This is a genomic window from Fictibacillus halophilus (assembly GCF_016401385.1).
GTDB classification, from domain to species: Bacteria; Bacillota; Bacilli; order Bacillales; family Fictibacillaceae; genus Fictibacillus; species Fictibacillus halophilus.
The window spans coordinates 2,248,317-2,268,033 of the sequence record NZ_JAEACF010000001.1 but is presented as its reverse complement, the minus strand read 5'-3'; the positions used below and the strand labels follow the sequence as shown (position 1 = coordinate 2,268,033).

Annotated in this window: 16 protein-coding genes; 15 read left to right on the top strand and 1 reads right to left on the bottom strand. The window is 39.5% G+C overall.

Annotated features, from left to right (window positions below):
- Positions 1–22 precede the first annotated feature (22 nt).
- The 8 genes from dnaE to I5J82_RS11760 all read left to right on the top strand — a co-directional run bounded on the left by dnaE (position 23) and on the right by I5J82_RS11760 (position 10,712).
- A complete protein-coding gene (dnaE, locus tag I5J82_RS11795; protein ID WP_198767997.1) occupies positions 23–3,406 on the top strand; it encodes a DNA polymerase III subunit alpha in 3,384 nt (1,127 codons plus the stop codon).
- A 114-nt stretch (positions 3,407–3,520) separates the two neighbouring features.
- Positions 3,521–4,762, top strand: a complete 1,242-nt coding sequence (gene ystJ / locus I5J82_RS11790) for an NADP-dependent malic enzyme (RefSeq protein WP_198767996.1) — start codon at positions 3,521–3,523, stop codon at positions 4,760–4,762.
- A gap of 20 nt (positions 4,763–4,782) precedes the next feature.
- Positions 4,783–5,433, top strand: coding sequence for a FadR/GntR family transcriptional regulator (locus I5J82_RS11785; protein WP_198767995.1), 651 nt, complete (start codon positions 4,783–4,785; stop codon positions 5,431–5,433).
- Between the two features lie 16 nt (positions 5,434–5,449).
- The gene (gene accD, locus I5J82_RS11780; protein WP_198767994.1) at positions 5,450–6,304 is read left to right on the top strand and encodes an acetyl-CoA carboxylase, carboxyltransferase subunit beta; all 855 of its coding nucleotides are present in this window, start codon (positions 5,450–5,452) and stop codon (positions 6,302–6,304) included.
- A gap of 3 nt (positions 6,305–6,307) precedes the next feature.
- The gene (gene accA / locus I5J82_RS11775; RefSeq protein WP_198767993.1) at positions 6,308–7,285 is read left to right on the top strand and encodes an acetyl-CoA carboxylase carboxyl transferase subunit alpha; all 978 of its coding nucleotides are present in this window, start codon (positions 6,308–6,310) and stop codon (positions 7,283–7,285) included.
- A gap of 118 nt (positions 7,286–7,403) precedes the next feature.
- Entirely contained in the window at positions 7,404–8,363 is a 960-nt protein-coding gene (gene pfkA, locus I5J82_RS11770) for a 6-phosphofructokinase (RefSeq protein ID WP_137788670.1), read from the top strand.
- Between the two features lie 91 nt (positions 8,364–8,454).
- Positions 8,455–10,209: a pyruvate kinase gene (pyk, locus tag I5J82_RS11765; RefSeq protein ID WP_198769000.1), complete on the top strand. Its 1,755-nt coding sequence runs from the start codon at positions 8,455–8,457 to the stop codon at positions 10,207–10,209.
- Positions 10,210–10,316: 107 nt separating this feature from the next.
- The gene (locus I5J82_RS11760) at positions 10,317–10,712 is read left to right on the top strand and encodes an FxsA family protein (RefSeq protein WP_198767992.1); all 396 of its coding nucleotides are present in this window, start codon (positions 10,317–10,319) and stop codon (positions 10,710–10,712) included.
- 261 nt (positions 10,713–10,973) lie between these two features.
- Here I5J82_RS11760 and ytvI read toward each other — a convergent pair whose 3' ends face one another.
- Positions 10,974–12,092, bottom strand: a complete 1,119-nt coding sequence (gene ytvI, locus I5J82_RS11755) for a sporulation integral membrane protein YtvI (RefSeq protein WP_233096468.1) — start codon at positions 12,090–12,092, stop codon at positions 10,974–10,976.
- A gap of 53 nt (positions 12,093–12,145) precedes the next feature.
- Here ytvI and I5J82_RS11750 point away from each other — a divergent pair, with 53 nt between their 5' ends.
- The 7 genes from I5J82_RS11750 (at position 12,146) to pnpS (ending at position 19,555) form a co-directional block, all read left to right on the top strand.
- Positions 12,146–12,607, top strand: a complete 462-nt coding sequence (locus I5J82_RS11750) for a DUF441 domain-containing protein (protein WP_198767991.1) — start codon at positions 12,146–12,148, stop codon at positions 12,605–12,607.
- A gap of 249 nt (positions 12,608–12,856) precedes the next feature.
- Positions 12,857–13,972 carry a citrate synthase gene (gene citZ / locus I5J82_RS11745; protein ID WP_198767990.1) on the top strand — a complete coding sequence of 372 codons (1,116 nt, stop codon included), beginning with the start codon at positions 12,857–12,859 and terminating at the stop codon, positions 13,970–13,972.
- Between the two features lie 115 nt (positions 13,973–14,087).
- Positions 14,088–15,356, top strand: coding sequence for an NADP-dependent isocitrate dehydrogenase (icd, locus tag I5J82_RS11740; protein WP_066396762.1), 1,269 nt, complete (start codon positions 14,088–14,090; stop codon positions 15,354–15,356).
- A gap of 76 nt (positions 15,357–15,432) precedes the next feature.
- Entirely contained in the window at positions 15,433–16,371 is a 939-nt protein-coding gene (gene mdh, locus I5J82_RS11735) for a malate dehydrogenase (RefSeq protein WP_066396759.1), read from the top strand.
- 81 nt (positions 16,372–16,452) lie between these two features.
- The gene (locus tag I5J82_RS11730) at positions 16,453–16,929 is read left to right on the top strand and encodes a MaoC family dehydratase (protein ID WP_198767989.1); all 477 of its coding nucleotides are present in this window, start codon (positions 16,453–16,455) and stop codon (positions 16,927–16,929) included.
- A 188-nt stretch (positions 16,930–17,117) separates the two neighbouring features.
- Positions 17,118–17,828: a response regulator transcription factor gene (locus I5J82_RS11725; protein WP_144698665.1), complete on the top strand. Its 711-nt coding sequence runs from the start codon at positions 17,118–17,120 to the stop codon at positions 17,826–17,828.
- The gene (pnpS, locus tag I5J82_RS11720) at positions 17,828–19,555 is read left to right on the top strand and encodes a two-component system histidine kinase PnpS (protein WP_198767988.1); all 1,728 of its coding nucleotides are present in this window, start codon (positions 17,828–17,830) and stop codon (positions 19,553–19,555) included. The genes I5J82_RS11725 and pnpS overlap by 1 nt, the downstream gene beginning before the upstream one ends.
- The last annotated feature ends 162 nt before the right edge of the window (positions 19,556–19,717 follow it).

Here is a 19,717-nt window from a genome sequence, read left to right as displayed (position 1 = left end):
GGTGCGTAAAGGAAGTGATGGTATGGGATTTGTCCCACTGCATATACATAGTGAATACTCGCTTCTTGAAAGCTCTTGTCGGATCGAAGAGCTTGTTCAATATGCAAAAGAGCTTGGGTATACGTCGTTAGCTTTAACAGATAAATCAAACATGTATGGTGCCTTAAAGTTCTATTCAGCATGTGTAAAAGCTGGAATCAAACCTATCATTGGATTAGAAGCAGAGGTTGGAAGAGATCACGCAGATCATAAGGAGAAGATACGCTCAGCTAATAAACTACTTTTATATGCGATGAACGTAGAGGGCTATGAAAACCTATTAAAACTCACAACGCTTATGCAGACAAAGCTGGGTGGAGAAGTGTCATCCCTTTCTTATGATGAAATCTCAAATCATGCTGAAGGTCTTATTGCTGTTTCTTCAGGCATGGAAGGTGAGATTCAGCAATATCTTGCTCGTGAGAATGTTGACGATCAAACATTAAATCGAATTCTTCAATTTTATAAAACGTGCTTTAAAGACCGCTTTTACCTTGGACTAGAAGATCATGATACAGGTATAGAAAAAACAATAAATCTTCAACTGCAAAACCTTTCAAGGAAATTTCTCATTCCACTCGTTTGTATGCATGAAACGTATTATATGAAAAGTGAGGATGCAAACGCACATGATATCCTGCTTTGCATCAAACAAGGTGAAAAGAAAAGCAATCGTGATCGTTTTAAACTTCAGACAGATGAGTTTTATTTTAAATCCCCATTAGAGATGGAACGTCTATTTTCCCATGCAGAGGATGCATTAGATGAAACGGTTAGACTGGCAGAAAGATGTTCACTCCAGCTTGATCTTGGTAACATCGCTTTGCCAAAATACCCTGTTCCTGATAATAAGAACAGCTATGAATATTTGACTGAGCTTTGTAATGAAGGACTTTTGAAGCGTTATGAAACGATAACACCTGAAATAAACGAACGATTATCATATGAACTTAACATCATAAAGAATATGAACTTTGAAGATTATTTCTTAATCGTTTGGGATTTTATGAAATTCGCACACGATGAAAAGATGATTACAGGACCAGGAAGGGGTTCGGCAGCAGGTTCACTAGTCGCCTACGTTCTTCAGATTACGAATGTTGATCCCATTCATCATCAATTGATCTTCGAGCGCTTCTTAAACCCTGAACGAATCACGATGCCGGATATTGATATCGACTTTCCTGATAACCGGCGGGACGAAGTACTAAGCTATGTAGCACGTAAGTATGGTACAGATTATGTCGCACAGATCATTACATTTGGGACATTAGCAGCAAGAGCGGCGATAAGGGATGCGGGAAGAGTGATGGATTTCGCTCCAGCACTTATTGATCTTACCGCAAAAAATATTCCATCTAGACCTGGAATCACGTTAGAAAATGCGCTAAAAGAATCGGCTGGCCTGCAACAGGCATACAAAACAGAACCTGATGTAAGAAAGCTAGTTGAGATCGCGATGACACTTGAGGGTTTACCGAGGCACGCATCAACTCATGCTGCTGGTGTAGTCTTGTCGGGAGCTCCACTTGTTCAAAAAGTACCCTTACAAACCGGTCATGACGGTATACCTCTTACACAATATAGTATGGAATGGCTCGAAGCTGCAGGTCTCTTGAAGATGGATTTTTTAGGTTTGCGGAACTTATCGCTCATTGAAAACATTTTATGGGCGATCGAAGAGAAAGAAAATGTGAAGATCAGCCTGGATGATATTCCATTTAACGACGTTAAAACATTTGAGCTTCTTGCAAAAGGAGATACTACAGGTGTGTTTCAGCTAGAGTCTGATGGAATGAGAAAAGTTCTTCAACAGCTTAAACCGACGGAGTTTGAAGATATCGTAGCCGTGAATGCTCTTTACCGACCAGGCCCGATGCAGAATATTCCTGACTATATCGCGGGCAAACATCGTCAGAAGACCGTACACTACATGCATCCTGATCTTGAACCTATCTTAAAATCAACGTACGGTGTGATTGTGTATCAAGAACAGATTATGCAGATTGCAACAAAAGCGGCTGGTTTCACACTAGGAGAAGCAGATTTGCTGAGGAGAGCAGTAGGTAAGAAGAAGCGAGATATTCTTCTTCGTGAGCGACAACATTTTGTTGCCGGGTGTTTAAAGCAAGGCTATGATGAAAAATCTGCAGATGCGTTATACGACTTAATCGTACGCTTTGCTGATTACGGATTTCCGAGAAGCCATGCTGTTGCATACAGTGTCATAGCTTATCAACTTGCATTCCTAAAAGCGAACTATCCTGCCTACTTTATGGCGGCACTGCTTTCAAGTGTTATCGGCAATCATGATAAAGTCAATCAATATATAAAAGAATCCGAGCAAAGAGGAATTCCGGTTCTTCCACCATCCATTAAAAAAGGCAGCGCAATTTTTATTTCGAACGGATCTCATATCACATTCGGTTTGTTGGCGATAAAAAACGTCGGATACAACGCGATAAAAATGCTGATGGCAGAGAATGATAAAGAACCGTTTCATGATCTTTTTGATATCTGTTCACGCTGTCCTCAAAAAGTGGTAAATAAACGCACACTCGAATCATTAATTTTTGCAGGAGCCTTGGATGAATTGGGACAAGATAGAGCGGTGTTGCTAGCTTCATTAGAAACGGCGATCGAATATGGAGAAGAGTTTTTGGAGATCTCTCGAAAGAATCAGATGTATCTTTTTGATGACGATATTAATCTACCTAAACCTTCTTACGTTTCCGTTCAACCTTTTCAAGAAAGTGAAAAGCTTAAGTTCGAAAAAGAAGCTCTTGGCTTTTTCTTTTCCTCACATCCGCTGCAACGCTATCGAACAACGCTAAGCAGCTGGAAAGCTGTCCACATAAATGAATTAAAAGAAAAAAGACCTACCGTTCGTCTAGGTGTACTAGTGGACAAAGTACGAGCGATCAAAACAAAAAAAGGAGAACTCATGGCCTTTCTGACGATAAGTGATGAAAGTGGCGAGATAGAAGCGGTAGCTTTTCCAAAAGTTTATGAAGCCAACCACTCTCTTCTTCAGAAAGGACAACAACTGTTTATAGAAGGAAGTGTGGAACATCGTAACGAATCACTACAGATTCTTGTTAATAAGTGCAGACTTCTTCAAGATCTAAAGTCGAATGAACAGCCAACACTATTTATTAAGATAGATAAAGATCATCAATCACCTCAGCATCTAAATGTTTTGAAGACCATTTTGGATGAATCAAAAGGAACTACATCTGTTGTTCTTATCTATGAAGAAAATAGACAAAAGGTCCAGATTTCTCAAAAAATAAATGTTTCTGAAAACTTGTTATTAGAATTGCAATCTGTTGTTGGTGAAGGTAATGTCGTATTTAGGAGAAATTAAAAACCTTTACAGCTTGTTAACTTTTGTTATAATGGATGAGTCAATAATAGTGGTCTGACCACCTCCTAATTGGCTCATCAACCTTAAATTTAAAAATCATTAGGAGATGAAAAAATGTCTACATTAAGAGAAGAAGCACTACACATGCACCGCACACATCAAGGAAAATTAGAATCAAAATCAAAGGTACCTGTACGTAATGCAAAAGATTTAAGCTTAGCGTATTCTCCTGGTGTGGCAGAGCCATGTAAAGATATTTATGATGACAAAACGAAAGTCTATGACTATACGATGAAAGGTAACACAGTAGCTGTCGTTTCTGATGGGACAGCTGTTTTAGGTCTGGGGAATATTGGACCAGAAGCTGCACTTCCTGTAATGGAAGGAAAGGCAGTTCTGTTTAAGAGTTTTGCTGGAGTTGATGCGTTCCCAATCTGCTTGAATACGACAGATGTGGACAAGATCGTTGAAACGGTAAAATTACTTGAACCAACATTTGGTGGTGTGAATTTAGAAGATATTGCTGCACCGAATTGTTTCGTAGTAGAAGAGCGTTTAAAGAAAGAAACGAATATTCCAATTTTTCACGATGATCAGCATGGTACAGCCATTGTTACGCTAGCTGGTCTCGTTAATGCGCTTAAGTTAACAGGACGTGAAATGTCTAAGATTAGGGTCGTTGTTAATGGAGCTGGAGCAGCTGGAATCGCGATTATCAAATTGCTAGATCGTTTTGGTGTGAAAGATATTATCATGTGTGACACTAAAGGAGCGATCTATGAAGGTCGTCCGTTTGGAATGAACAGTGTAAAAACAGAAGTTGCAAAATTTACGAACCGTACAAAACAAGAAGGCACACTTGCTGATGTAATCAGCGGTTCAGATGTTTTTGTAGGTGTTTCAGTTGAAGGTGCATTAACAAAATCAATGGTTGAGTCCATGAATCCAGAACCGATCATATTTGCTATGGCTAACCCAAATCCTGAGATTATGCCTCATGAAGCGCGTGAAGCAGGTGCAATGGTCATTGGAACAGGACGTTCCGATTTTCCTAACCAAGTAAATAATGTGTTAGCGTTTCCTGGTATTTTCCGAGGTGCTCTTGATGTTCGCGCAACACATATCAATGAGGAAATGAAGATTGCAGCCGTACACGCGATTGCAAATCTAGTGAACCCAGTAGAATTGACAGCAGATTATGTAATTCCTGCACCATTCGATCCGCGTGTTGCACCTGCAGTTGCTGCAGCTGTAGCGACAGCAGCTATGGAAACAGGTGTTGCAAGACTACGTGTGAATCCTGAAGACATCGCTGAAAAGACTAAGAAACTAGCTATTATCGGAAAAGATGAATGAAACCGGTAGAGGAGAGAGGAATGTCTGTCCAGCCTACCGAAAAAGTATATATTGAAATTCTTAAACAAATTAAAGCTATTATTGTTGAGGACGGCCTTCAAGCGGGTGACAAGCTCCCTTCTGAAAGGGAGCTGAGTGACCGGCTGAAGGTTGGAAGATCATCTGTCCGCGAAGCTCTCCGATCTCTAGAGCTTCTAGGTCTGATTGAGACAAGAAGAGGCGAAGGGACCTTTATACGTGAAGCAACCGGACATCGGCTCGTTGAAGTACTAGCTTCGTTCATTTTAAATGATACTAAAGCTAGACACGATCTTCAGGAAACAAGACATATCGTTATTAAAGACTGTGTAGAGCTTGCTGTACGCAGAGCTGGATCTTCCACCATCTCAAAACTTACACATCTTATCAAGCAGATGGACACGAACGAACAAGAGCAAGTGAATGAAGCTTGCAAGCAATTTGAAAAAATTGTGATCCAAGCATGCGGCAATCATCTTCTTTATCGTTTATATGTAGAACTAACGGGTTATGGGTCTTCATTGCAACGAGCAAATTCGTATTGGCCACAAGCATTATGCGAGGAAGTTTTGACACTCCTTCAACAAAAAGATGCTGTAAAGCTAACGAATTTGTTATCAAAACAAAACGATGCTCTAAACGCAATCGAATAGGTGGTGTTATTCATTTATGATTAAAGGATTGTTTGTAAAAAAGAAAAAATATGCCACAATACCAACTGGTAAAGTTAAACAAGACGTTCCAGAAGGAATTATGAGTAAATGTCCTGAATGCAAACACATCATGGTTACAAAAGAGCTAAGAAAAAACTTGCTTGTATGTCAAGGCTGTCAGTACCATTATCCAATGTCATCTCAGGAACGAATAGCTGCTCTGATTGATGAAGGAACATTTACAGAATATGATGCAGACATGATTTCAGGAAATCCTTTAGAGTTTCCTGATTATGTAGAGAAACTTGAAGGCGACCGAAAGAAAACAAAAATCAATGAAGCGGTTGTTACCGGTGCAGGTCAGATAGATGGCCTTGATGTAACATTAGCGGTTATGGATTCTCGATTTAGAATGGGCAGCATGGGTTCTGTTGTAGGTGAGAAGATCACACGTGCGATCGAGCACGCGATCGATAAAGAAACACCGTTTATTATCTTTACAGCATCAGGCGGAGCTAGAATGCAAGAAGGCGTATTAAGCTTAATGCAGATGGCTAAGACGAGTGTTGCTCTTAAACGTTTAAGTGACAGAGGGTTGTTATTTATCTCTATCATGACACACCCAACTACTGGGGGAGTATCTGCAAGTTTTGCATCTGTTGGTGATTACAATTTTGCTGAACCTAAAGCGTTGATAGGGTTTGCTGGCAGAAGAATCATCGAACAAACGATTCGCCAAGAATTACCCGATGATTTTCAGACGGCAGAGTTTTTATTAAAACATGGGCAATTAGATAAAGTCATTCATAGAAGTGAAATGAAGAAAACGTTGAGTACGCTATTAAAGATTCATTCAGAAGGGAGGGTGTAAGGCATGGCGGCGGAACTAGAATTTGAAAGACCGATACACGAACTAGAAAAAAAGATAGCAGAGCTTAAGTCATTTATGAATGAGAAAGATATTGATTTAACAGACGAGATCAAAAGGCTAGAAGAAAAATTGGCTAACCTTGAAAACAGTACGTATTCAGAGATGAAGCCTTGGGATCGTGTTCAAATTGCCAGACATGCTGAACGCCCAACTACCCTTGATTATATTAACTATCTTTTTACGGATTTCATTGAATTACATGGAGACCGCCTCTTTGGTGACGATGAAGCGATCGTTGGAGGAGTAGCTTTTTATAAGGGTCTTCCTATTACGATCATCGGACACCAAAGAGGGAAGGATACGAAAGAAAACCTTCGTCGTAACTTCGGTATGCCGCACCCAGAAGGCTATCGTAAGGCACTTCGCTTAATGAAACAAGCGGAGAAATTTAATAGACCTATTATCTGTTTTATTGATACAAAAGGAGCATATCCTGGAAAAGCAGCTGAGGAAAGAGGACAGAGTGAGGCGATTGCACGTAACCTAGTTGAGATGGCTGGGTTAACTGTTCCTGTTATTTGTGTTGTGATTGGAGAAGGTGGAAGTGGTGGAGCTTTAGCTTTAGGTGTAGGAAATTATGTACACATGTTAGAGAACTCCACATATTCTGTTATCTCTCCAGAAGGTGCTGCAGCCATTCTTTGGAAAGATGCTTCCATGGCCAAAAAAGCAGCGGAGTCTATGAGAATAACTGCTCCAGACTTAAAAGAATTAGGAATTATAGATGAGATTATTGAAGAAGTTAAGGGCGGAGCACATAAAGATGCTAAGCAACAAGCAGAATTGATCGACCAGGTTTTGGAAACCTCTTTAGATTCTCTTCTATCCATGTCTGAAGAAGAGCTCATAAATCAACGCTATGAAAAATATAAAAAAATCGGACAATTTGGGTTTGTAAACGATTCCATTGTTGTTAAATAAGGAATGTGCCTTTCTGCTTGTAGAAAGGCGCATTTTTTTGCCTATTGTTGTCTATTGTGTTCAACATTTGAACATGATATTTTAATAAGACGAGAGAACTAGAGAGGTGAAATGTTTCATGAAGCGCATAGGAGTTCTAACAAGTGGTGGCGATTCACCAGGCATGAACGCTGCGATTCGGGCGGTTGTTCGAAAAGGGATCTACCATGACTTAGAAGTTTATGGGATATACAATGGTTATGCAGGACTAATTTCAGGGAATATTAAGAAACTAGAATTAGGATCTGTTGGAGATATTATACATCGTGGGGGCACAATGCTCCATTCAGCACGTTGTTTAGAGTTCAAAACACCAGAAGGACAACAAAAAGGTATCGAGCAGTTAAAAAAATTCGGTATTGAAGGATTAGTCGTTATTGGTGGAGACGGCTCTTTCCAAGGTGCTAAGAAATTGTCTGAACAAGGTTATCCAACGATTGGTGTACCTGGTACGATTGACAACGACATTCCTGGTACAGATTTTACAATTGGTTTTGATACAGCATTAAACACGATTATCGATGCGATCGATAAGATTCGTGACACGGCAACTTCACATGAGCGTACATATATCATTGAAGTTATGGGACGTGACGCTGGTGACTTGGCTCTATGGGCAGGCCTTGCAGATGGTGCTGAGACGATCCTTATTCCTGAAGAAGATCACAAGATGGATCAGGTTGTACAAAAGCTACAAAGAGGACACGAGCGCGGTAAGAAACACAGTATCATTATTGTGGCTGAAGGTTGTGGAAGCGGCGTTGATGTGGCTAAAGAGATCGAAAGGCTTACAGACTTCGAAACAAGGGTTACTGTTTTGGGTCACATTCAACGTGGTGGTTCCCCTACAGCTTTTGATCGTGTACTAGCAAGCCGTCTAGGTGCGCAAGCGGTTGAACTCTTATTAGAAGGCAAAGCTGGGCGTACAGTAGGTATTGAAAATAACAAACTTGTTGATTATGACATTACAGAAGTATTATCTAGAAAACATTCGATAGATAGACAAATGTATAAATTATCACAAGAATTATCTATATAATCAGCTTAATGCATCGTACGGCTGCAGTTTGACTGCAGAAGCCTTACGATGCCTTTCTGCGAAAAAAGAAAATCAGGAGGCCATTTACATGATGCGCAAAACTAAAATCGTTTGTACGATAGGTCCGGCAAGCGAAAGTATTGATAAGTTAAAAGAATTGATGAATGCTGGGATGAACGTTTCCCGCCTAAATTTCTCACACGGTGACTTTGATGAGCATGGTCAACGAATCATCAACATTCGTGAGGCATCTAAAGAGCTTGGAAAAACAGTTGCGATCCTTTTAGATACAAAAGGACCAGAAATCCGCACACAAACGCTTGAAGGTGGAGTTGCTGAACTAGTAGCCGGAAATGAATTGATCGTTTCTATGGAAGAAGTAGTTGGTAACGACAAAAAGATCTCTGTTACGTATCCAGGCCTTGTTGAAGACGTACATGTAGGATCAAGAATCCTTCTTGATGACGGACTGATCGAACTTGAAGTAACAGCGGTCGGCGAGAAAGAATTAACTACAAAAATCTTAAACTCTGGTACATTAAAGAACAAAAAAGGTGTAAACGTACCTAACGTAAGCGTGAAACTTCCTGGTATCACAGACAAAGATGCAAAAGATATCGAGTTTGGAATTGAGCAAGGTGTAGATTTTATTGCCGCATCTTTCGTACGTCGTGCAACAGATGTTCTGGAAATTCGTGAGATCTTAGATCGACACAATGCAAACCATATTCAAATCATCCCGAAGATCGAGAACCAAGAAGGTGTAGACAACATTGATGAGATTCTTGCTGTTTCTGATGGTCTTATGGTAGCGCGTGGTGACCTTGGTGTTGAAATCCCAGCGGAAGAAGTACCTCTTGTACAGAAGATGCTAATCAAGAAGTGTAACGAGCTTGGGAAGCCAGTTATTACGGCAACTCAAATGTTAGATTCTATGCAACGTAACCCGCGTCCTACACGTGCTGAAGCGAGTGACGTAGCAAACGCGATCTTTGACGGAACAGATGCGATCATGCTATCAGGTGAAACAGCTGCTGGTAACTACCCAGTTGAAGCGGTTCTTACCATGCATAAGATTGCTAGCCGTGCTGAAAGTTCTTTGAACTATAAAACATTATTATCTTCGAGAAGCAAAGAGAGCAAAACGACAATCACTGATGCAATTTCTCAATCTGTATCCTTTACGGCTCTTAACCTTGATGCAGATGCTGTTATTACCGCTACTGAAAAAGGACAAACAGCTCGTATGATTTCGAAGTATCGTCCAAAAGCTCCAATTATAGCTGTAACAAGTAACGAAGATGTTTGCCGTAAGCTTGCACTTGTTTGGGGAGTAACACCAGTAAAAGGTGAAAAAGCTGGAACAACAGATGAAATGTTCCAGATTGCAATTGATTCAGCGCTTAAAGCAGAAGCTGTTCAACACGGAAACCTTGTTGTGATCACAGCGGGTGTACCGGTAGGTGAATCAGGATCTACAAACTTAATGAAGGTCCACATTATTGGTGATGTACTTGCTAAAGCTCAAGGTATCGGACAATCATCAGCTTCAGGAAAAGTAGTAGTAGCAAAAACAGCTCAAGAAGCGATGGAAAAGATGACGGAAGGTGCAATTCTTGTAACAGTAGGAACGGACCGTGATATGATTGGTGCATTTGAAAAAGCATCTGCTGTTATTACAGAAGAAGGCGGACTAACAAGCCATGCTGCTGTATGTGGAGTATCACTAAGTATTCCGGTTATCGTTGGTTTACAAAATGCAACTGAAATCTTTAAAGATGGACAAGAGATTACGATCGATGCTTCTGTTGGTTATATCTATGACGGAAGAAAGAACGTTATCTAATTGTACGTGTACAAAAAGAGAAGGATGAAACCTTCTCTTTTTTGATTCGTAAAAAATGGAATAGGCTTAATCTCCCTATTACTTGTTTAACGAAAGCGGTGGTTTAAGTGTTCCGTAAGCTATTACCCATTTTTATTATTATTCCTGCCATCGAGGTAGCTCTGTTTATCTTGGCTGGACAATATATAGGAATTCCGGCAACGATTGCTGGATTATTTTTCACAGGTATATTAGGTGCTTATCTAGCAAAAAAAGAGGGATTACAGACACTCCAACGCGTGAAGATGCAGCTCGAGAGCGGACAGATGCCAGGAGAGGCAGTCCTTGATGGGGCATGTATTCTAGTCGGTGGTGCATTACTCTTAGCACCTGGATTTTTAACTGACTTTCTAGGTTTAGTCTTACTTATCCCTCCACTAAGAAAACCAGTGAAGATGTGGATGAAGGCAAAGATTTTTCAAAAGATGCAATCAGGACAGTTTTACTTCATAAAAAGAAGGTAGAGTCACTTACTAGTTACTAAGATTTTTGCTTTTAAGTCTGTTTATTTACTCTTCTTTGAACGTTGATTGGAGTGAAAGGTGCGAGACTCCTGCGGGACAAGCGGTCAGGTGAGACACTTAAGGGCGCAAAGCGGCAAGGGGCTCACCGCCTGCCCCGCGGAAAGCGAGCAACCTGTAATGGAAATCAACTACTTTCAGAAGCACTAATGAATACGAAAACATAACAAAAAGAACGATGCTCAGTTTCAGCATTCGTTCTTTTTATTTGTGTACAGGCTTCATAACAAATTGATAGATCTCATGAAAGAACCTTGCTTCATAAAGCGCACGAATTACAACTAGGATAACAGGTCCTACGATAAGACCAATAAACCCTAGAAGCTGGAATCCAGCAAATAGAGAAACTAAAGTCGCGAGTGGGTCAAGTCCGATCGTTTTTGACAGAAGCTTTGGTTCCATGATCTGTCGTTGAATAACAACAACACCGTACAAAATGGATAGTCCGATCGTGAGCGTATAATTTCCCGTTAAGAAGCAATAAGCGATCCACGGAAGAAAAACAGCGCCTGTTCCAAGGTATGGGAGCAGGTCGATCGCTCCGATCAATACAGATATGGTAACTGCATAGTCAATTCGCATCAACAAGAGACCAACTAAGACGATGCATGCTGTTATGGAAATTAAGGTTAACTGTGCTTTTAAAAAACCGAATAAAGCTTTTCTCAGCTCTACATACACGGTTGTGACGGTATGGATTAACTTTTCAGGAAAGATTGCGTTAAGAAACCCTGTTAAACGGTACCAATCTTTACTTATAAAAAAGGCAGCGAGGAGAGAAAAAATAAATACCGTTAAAAATGTTGGAAGACTTACAATCATTAGTGAGACACTATTAATCACGGTCTGTGTCATACTCGATGCATTTGTGGTTATCTCGGTTCCAATCTTCTCGATATTATCCATTACGGTTTCTTGTTGATCCGTGCCCAACTTGCTATAGATAGAGAGCAAATCTTGATATAAAGGAAGAACATTGGTTTTAAATGATCGTTCAAAATAAAAGACCAGTTCTTGAATGTATGACGGCAACTCATGAGCAATATAGGCAAAACCAGTCATCATCTCTTGAATAAGCAAGGTTAGTAACAAGACAATTACGCCTAAAAGGCCAAATATAGAAAGAATGACGGCAAGAGCTCTATTTACTTTGAATCGATTGACGATAAAGCCTACAAAAGGGTTGATTATCAGTGCTATAATCGCGCCTGCTATGAATGGATAAAGAATAGCAGAAACATAATAGCCAGAGAAAATAAGGACGATTGCAAGGAATACAATAAATCCTATGCGCAACAAACGATGTGTCAGTTCAGCATACAAATTTTTCACCACCCTTTACGTACCTATCATTTAGTGAGAAAGGAATGAGATCTATGGGACCATTACTATTTTTAGTCGGGTTATTGATCATAGGCTTACTTGCAAAAAATCAATCATTAATCGTCGCGGTAGCAATTTTATTGTTGTTAAAATTTACCGGCATGGGTGACAAATGGTTTCCTGCCATTCAACAAAAAGGAATCAATTGGGGTGTGACAATCATAACAATTGCCGTATTAGTTCCGATAGCATCTGGTGAGATCGGGTTTAAGCAGTTGTCTGAATCCTTGCGTTCTTATTATGCGTGGGTTGCTCTATTATCTGGAATTTTCGTAGCGGTGATCGCAAGTAAAGGACTTCACCTGCTTCAGAATGATCCTCATATTACGGCAGCATTAGTCTTTGGAACGATCCTTGCTGTAGCTCTTTTTCAAGGAGTGGCTGTAGGACCGTTAATCGGGGCAGGAATCGCTTATATGGCTATGAAAGTAGTTGGAATGTTTTCGGGTTCATGACGCTTTCCGCACGAAATAAGTGATATCCGTTCACAAATATCAGATTATTGTTTATAATTGATGTGTATGTCCCATTTCCTTTAAATAGTCTTTCATTTTTCAAGTCTCAGTTTTGAGATTAAAAAAGTTGGGAATGTAACCTTGAATCCAACTTTTTTAATAAAAGGGAAATGTAAGCTCTTTCTATTTTTTAAAAAGTGAAACAATTAAAGGAGAAGAGAGAATAACAGAAAAAAAGGAGAGATAGCCATGACAGCTACAAGAGGATTAGAAGGAATTGTTGCAACGACATCTTCTGTCAGCTCTATCATTGACGATGTATTAACCTATAGAGGATATAGCATTGATGACTTAGCTGAACATGCAACTTTTGAGGAAGTTGTATACTTGCTATGGAATGGTAAACTACCTTCCCAATCTGAATTAGAATCATTTAAATCAGAACTTGCTGAGGCTAGTGAGCTGCCTGCAGAATTGTTGGAACAAATGAAATCGCTTCCTTTGAAGAATACACATCCTATGACTGTATTGCGTACAATCGTGTCAACATTAGCGATGTATGATCCAGAAGCAGAGGATATGTCTACAGATGGAAACTACAAAAAAGCCATCCGTCTTCAAGCACAGATGTCATCACTTGTAACGGCATTTGCACGTATTAGGGAAGGAAAAGATCCTATTGCTCCTAAAAAAGAACTTAGCTATGCAGCTAACTTCCTATATATGCTTACAGGCAAAGAGCCTGATGAAATTTCTGAAACTGCTTTTAACAAAGCATTAGTATTACATGCTGACCATGAGCTAAATGCATCCACGTTCACTGCACGTGTATGTGTTGCAACACTTTCTGATATCTATTCAGGAATCACAGCAGCGATCGGTGCTTTAAAAGGACCACTTCATGGTGGAGCAAACGAACAAGTAATGAAGATGCTTTCTGAGATTGGCGAGGAAGCAAACGTAGAATCTTATTTAGATAACGCGATTGAGAACAAACAAAAGATTATGGGCTTCGGTCACCGTGTATACAAGAACGGCGATCCACGTGCAAAACACTTGCGTGAAATGTCTAAACAGCTAACATCTATCACAGGTGAAGAGAAATGGTACACGATGAGCGTTAAGATTGATGAGACGCTTAAGCAGAAAAAGGGCTTGTTGCCGAACGTAGACTTCTATTCTGCTAGTGTTTACCACAGCTTAGGTATCGACCATGATCTATTCACGCCAATCTTCGCGATCAGCCGTGTTTCGGGTTGGATTGCACATATCTTAGAACAATACGAAAACAACCGTTTAATTCGCCCTCGTGCTGAATATATCGGACCTGACATGCAGCAATATGTTGCTTTAGAACAAAGATAATATAAAAACGATAGGTTATATCTTAAAAAGAGAAGGGATTCTTCTTCTCTTTTCCCTATGTTTTTTAGTAGACTAGTATAGTACATGCAATACAAGAATTAGGAGGAATTTAGAAATGTCTAACGGAGAACGTATTACAGTCGACAATGGTGTATTAAACGTACCAAATCAACCGGTGATCCCTTTCATTGAGGGTGACGGTACTGGTCCTGATATTTGGGCTGCCGCTTCACGTGTTTTAGAAGCTGCTGTTGAAAAAGCATATAACGGTGAGAAAAAGATCGTATGGAAAGAAGTTTTAGCAGGAGAAAAAGCGTTTAACCAAACAGGTGAGTGGCTTCCTGCAGAAACACTTGATGTGATTCGCGATTACATAATTGCGATTAAAGGACCATTAACAACGCCAGTAGGCGGAGGAATCCGTTCTTTAAACGTTGCACTAAGACAAGAGTTAGATCTATTTACTTGTCTTCGTCCAGTTCAATACTTCAAAGGTGTGCCTTCACCAGTAAAACGCCCTGAAGATACAAACATGGTTATTTTCCGTGAGAATACAGAAGATATTTATGCTGGTATCGAGTATGCAAGTGGATCTGATGAAGTTAAAAAATTGATTCAGTTCCTACAAGATGAGATGGGTGCTAACAAAATCCGTTTCCCTGAAACTTCAGGTATCGGTATTAAGCCTGTTTCTTCAGAAGGTACTCAACGTCTAGTTCGTGCAGCTATTCAGTATGCGATCAACGAAGGACGTAAGAGTGTAACGCTTGTTCATAAAGGAAACATCATGAAGTATACAGAGGGTGCTTTCAAGAACTGGGGTTATGAGTTAGCTGAAGCTGAGTTTGGTGATAAAGTATTCACATGGGCTCAGTATGACCGCATTGTTGAAGAAAGCGGAAAAGATGCTGCAAACAAAGCTCAAGCAGATGCTGAAGCAGCAGGTAAGATCATTGTTAAGGACTCTATCGCTGATATCTTCTTACAACAAATCTTAACTCGTCCAGCTGAGTTTGATGTAGTAGCAACGATGAACTTAAATGGAGATTACATCTCTGATGCTCTTGCTGCACAAGTTGGTGGTATCGGTATCGCACCAGGTGCAAACATCAACTACGAAACAGGACATGCAATCTTTGAAGCAACTCATGGTACTGCTCCAAAATACGCTGGTCTTGATAAAGTAAACCCATCATCTGTTATTCTTTCAGGTGTGTTGATGCTTGAACATCTAGGGTGGGGAGAAGCTGCTAAATTAGTACTTTCTTCTATGGAAAACACAATCGCAAGTAAAGTTGTAACTTACGACTTTGCACGTTTGATGGACGGCGCTACAGAAGTTAAATGTTCTGAGTTTGCTGACGAACTAATCAAAAACATGTAATCTAACTGACCCCTTTTAATAAGGGGTCTTCTCAACATATTTTATGTTTTTTTAAACTGTTCCTGGAGGGAAAGACATGGCTAACAAACGAAAAAAGATTTCGGTTATTGGTGGAGGATTTACAGGAGCGACAACGGCTTTTATCTTAGGACAAAAAGAAGTTGGGGATGTAGTATTAGTTGATATTCCTCAAATGGAAAACCCTACTAAAGGTAAGGCGCTTGACATGATGGAAGCAAGTCCTGTTCAAGGTTTTGATGCATCGATTACTGGGACGAGCGATTATGCAGACACGGCAGAATCTGATGTAGTTGTTATAACCGCGGGAATTGCTCGTAAGCCAGGTATGAGTCGTGATGATCTTGTAAACACAAACGCTGGAATTATGAAGAGCGTAACGAAGGAGATCGTTAAACATTCTCCAGATTGCACGATTATCGTTTTAACAAATCCAGTCGATGCCATGACTTACACGGTATTAAAAGAATCAGGTTTTCCGAAAAGCCGTGTAATCGGACAATCCGGAATACTCGATACAGCACGTTTCCGTACGTTTGTTGCTATGGAGCTTAACGTATCTGTAAAAGATGTTACTGGTTTTGTTCTTGGTGGTCACGGAGACGACATGGTGCCACTTGTGCGTTACTCTTACGCAGGTGGGATTCCTTTAGAAAAATTAATCTCTAAAGAGCGTTTAGATGCTATTGTTGAGCGCACACGTAAAGGTGGAGGGGAAATCGTTAATCTTTTAGGTAACGGATCTGCTTATTATGCACCAGCCGCTTCTTTAGTTGAGATGGTAGAAGCAATCGTTAAAGACCAACGTAGAGTGCTTCCTTCAATCGCCTTTTTAGAGGGTGAATATGGTTACGATGGTATTTGTCTCGGCGTTCCAACGATACTTGGCGGTGGCGGTCTAGAAGAAATCATTGAACTTGAGCTAACAGCAGAAGAGAAAGCTGCGCTTGATCAATCAGCTGAATCTGTTAAATCAGTTATGAAAGTATTAGCATAAACGTGTGAGAGATTCGGGCAAATCCCCGAATCTTTTCTCCTATTATTTATGAAAGCGTTATCATCAAGAGGGGGTCATTAAATGCTGATCGGAAAAAAACGAAAACTTGGAAGAAAAATAGATGAGATTCAAGCTGGGGAAAAACTAGAGATGCAAGAAACGATAGAAGATAAAGATCTTCTTTTGTATTTAGGTTTAACAAACGACAATAACCCACTATTCATCCAACACGATTACGCAACATTGACACCTTATAAAAAGCCAGTCGTTCCTCAGATTATGTTGATGGGAATGGTGACATCGGCTGTATCCAAATATTTACCAGGTCCAGGAAGCTCTATCGTAGAGTCTAGTTTCACATTTATTAAACCCGTTTATCATTATTCCAAATTAACTTTTTTATTTGAAATTACTGAAGTGAATAGAGATAAGCATATTGTTCATATGATCGTTAGAGCGGAAAATGAGGAGGGCATTGAAGTTTTGAAGAGCACTTTGCAAGTTTGTCCTCCATATGCTCCAAAATCCATCACATCTAATACAATGGAAAATTTCTAAACCTTTCATATGAAAGGTTTATTTTTTATAAAACGCCTTATTCAAACAAAAAATACAAAAAATCCCTTCAAATGTAAAAGAAATATTAAGGATATGTAAAGCCACTATGAAAATTTTGCGATTTTTGTACACACTATAAAAAAAATAGTATGATGAATTTGTACAAGTCGTAAAAAGGTGGGAATATGATGAGCCAAAAGTTACTCGTAGTAGAAGATGAAATTTCGATCTCAACATTGTTGCAATTTAACTTAGAACAAGCAGGATTTCAAGTAGTTACGGCAATGGATGGCAAGAGTGGATTAGAAAAAGCGGAAAGTGAAGAACCTAATCTAATCATATTAGACCTTATGCTGCCGGAAATGGATGGAATAGAAGTATGTAAAGAACTCCGTCTAAGAAAATTAAATATTCCTATTCTCATGTTAACGGCTAAGGATGATGAGTTTGATAAAGTGTTAGGCCTTGAGTTGGGCGCGGATGATTATATGACGAAACCGTTCAGTCCAAGAGAGGTGGTTGCAAGGGTGAAGGCAATCCTCCGCAGGTCAACATCAGTTAATACAGAATCAGAAAAGAAAAAAGAAGAAGTAGAACACCTTAAGATTGGTGAAGTAGATATTTATCCAGAAAACTATGAAGCATATTTCAAGGAAAAAGCACTAGAACTTACACCAAAAGAATTTGAACTACTCGTTTATCTTGCTAGACATAAGAGTCGTGTTCTATCAAGGGAACAGCTGCTTTCTGCAGTTTGGAACTATGATTTTGTAGGTGACACACGAATTGTTGATGTTCATATCAGTCATCTAAGAGAGAAAATCGAGAATAATACACGTAAGCCAATTTATATTAAAACCATAAGGGGATTAGGTTATAAGCTAGAGGAGCCTCAATAATGCATGATTTTAAGAACCGAGTACTAACTTTTTTCCTGCTCGGTATTTTATTGGTTTTTATTTTATTAGCTCTAATTATGGGGAACATTGTTCATCATAGTGTGAAAGATAAACGGGAAGCTTTCTATAAAGGTGAATTAAGCTTGATCGAACAAGTCCTCAAGACAGAGAAATCACAGCTAGTAATCAGAAGTTTATTAAGAACGGCTTCTAAAGATCTTGATGGTGAAATCTATGTTCTAGATTCAGATTGGAACGTGAAATATACATCTGACCCGAATAGTCCAAGAAATATGTCTCTATTTAAAAAAGAGAGTGTACCGAAAAGTGATAAACTAGCTCAAAAGAATAAAAATGGAAAATTGTACTATACGTTAAAAAAGAGAGACGAGTCGGGGTATATTCAGGTCGTAATTCCAGAAGGTGCAGCGGAATCGGAAGAGAGATCGATTTGGATCATGATGTCGATCGGTTTCCTTATCTGTTTTATCATTATTCTTTACGTATCTCTTAAAGTGATTCATAAGATTGTTAGACCTGTAGATGAGGCTACTCAGACTGCAAAAGAGCTTGCTAAAGGAAACTTTAAAGCCAGAACATATGAATACTTTGGGGAAGATATTGGAGAGCTAAACTATTCCTTAAACGTGTTAGCACGAAACTTAGAGAAGATGACAAAGTCACAAGAAGCACAGCACGACCGATTGATAACATTGATTGAAAACATGGGAAGCGGACTTATTCTTATTGATAAAAATGGCTATATCAACTTAGTAAACAAAACGTTCAAAGAACTGTTTAAAGAACATGCAGATTATTGGACGGGTCATCTCTTTTATGAAGTGTTTCCTTACACATCCATCAAGGATATTGTGAAAGAAACGTATTTAACTGAAAAAAAAGTAAGAAGAAACACGGTTATTCCTATTCACATTGATACAAAACATTTCGATGTCTATAGTGCGCCTGTCATGAACGCAAGAGGTAAGCTTAAAGGCATCGTGCTTGTTTTTCACGATATTACTGAGCTTAAGAAACTTGAGCAAGTAAGAAAAGATTTTGTGGCAAATGTATCACATGAACTTAAAACGCCGATTACTTCTTTAAAAGGGTTTGCTGAGACTTTATTAGACGGTGCAGGTGAAAATGAAGAGTTTAGGAATAAATTTCTAACGATCATGTTAAACGAAAGTGATCGACTACAGGCGCTTATCCAAGACTTATTAGATCTTTCTAAAAGTGAACAAGGTTTTCACCTAGAAACGCAATCTATTGATCTTGGGACTTTAGTAAACGAGACCTTTGAGATTCTTCTGCCAAAAGCTGAAAAGAAAGGGATTGTTCTATCCATTGATGTTACAGGCGAAACGGTCATGGATGGAGATTCACCTCGCCTGAAACAAATCATCATCAACCTTGTATCGAACAGCTTAACGTACACGCCTGCTGGTGGTCGTGTAGATGTAATGGTGGAAGAACTGAAAGACCATGTGAAGTTGCTGATCAAAGATACAGGAATCGGCATCAAGGAAAGTGAGATTCCTCGAATATTCGAACGGTTTTACCGTGTAGATAAAGCCAGAAGCAGAAATTCAGGAGGAACTGGATTAGGGCTCGCAATCGTAAAGCATCTTGTAGAAGCTCATCACGGAACAATTGAAGTTCAGAGTAAGCCAGGTGAAGGCTCTCAATTTACGATTCTGTTTCCGAAGAAGTTTGAGTTGTAAGATTTACAATTCTTTTACACCTTTGTTTTCTTTAGTTAACAGTTTTATCTTATGATTAAAGTATCCTTTTTCAGTACCCCCTTAGCGAGAGTCCATCATGGATTCTCGCCTTTTTTATGGCCAAGAGCTCCTCTGTTCCTACTTTTTTGTTTCTGGTTGTCA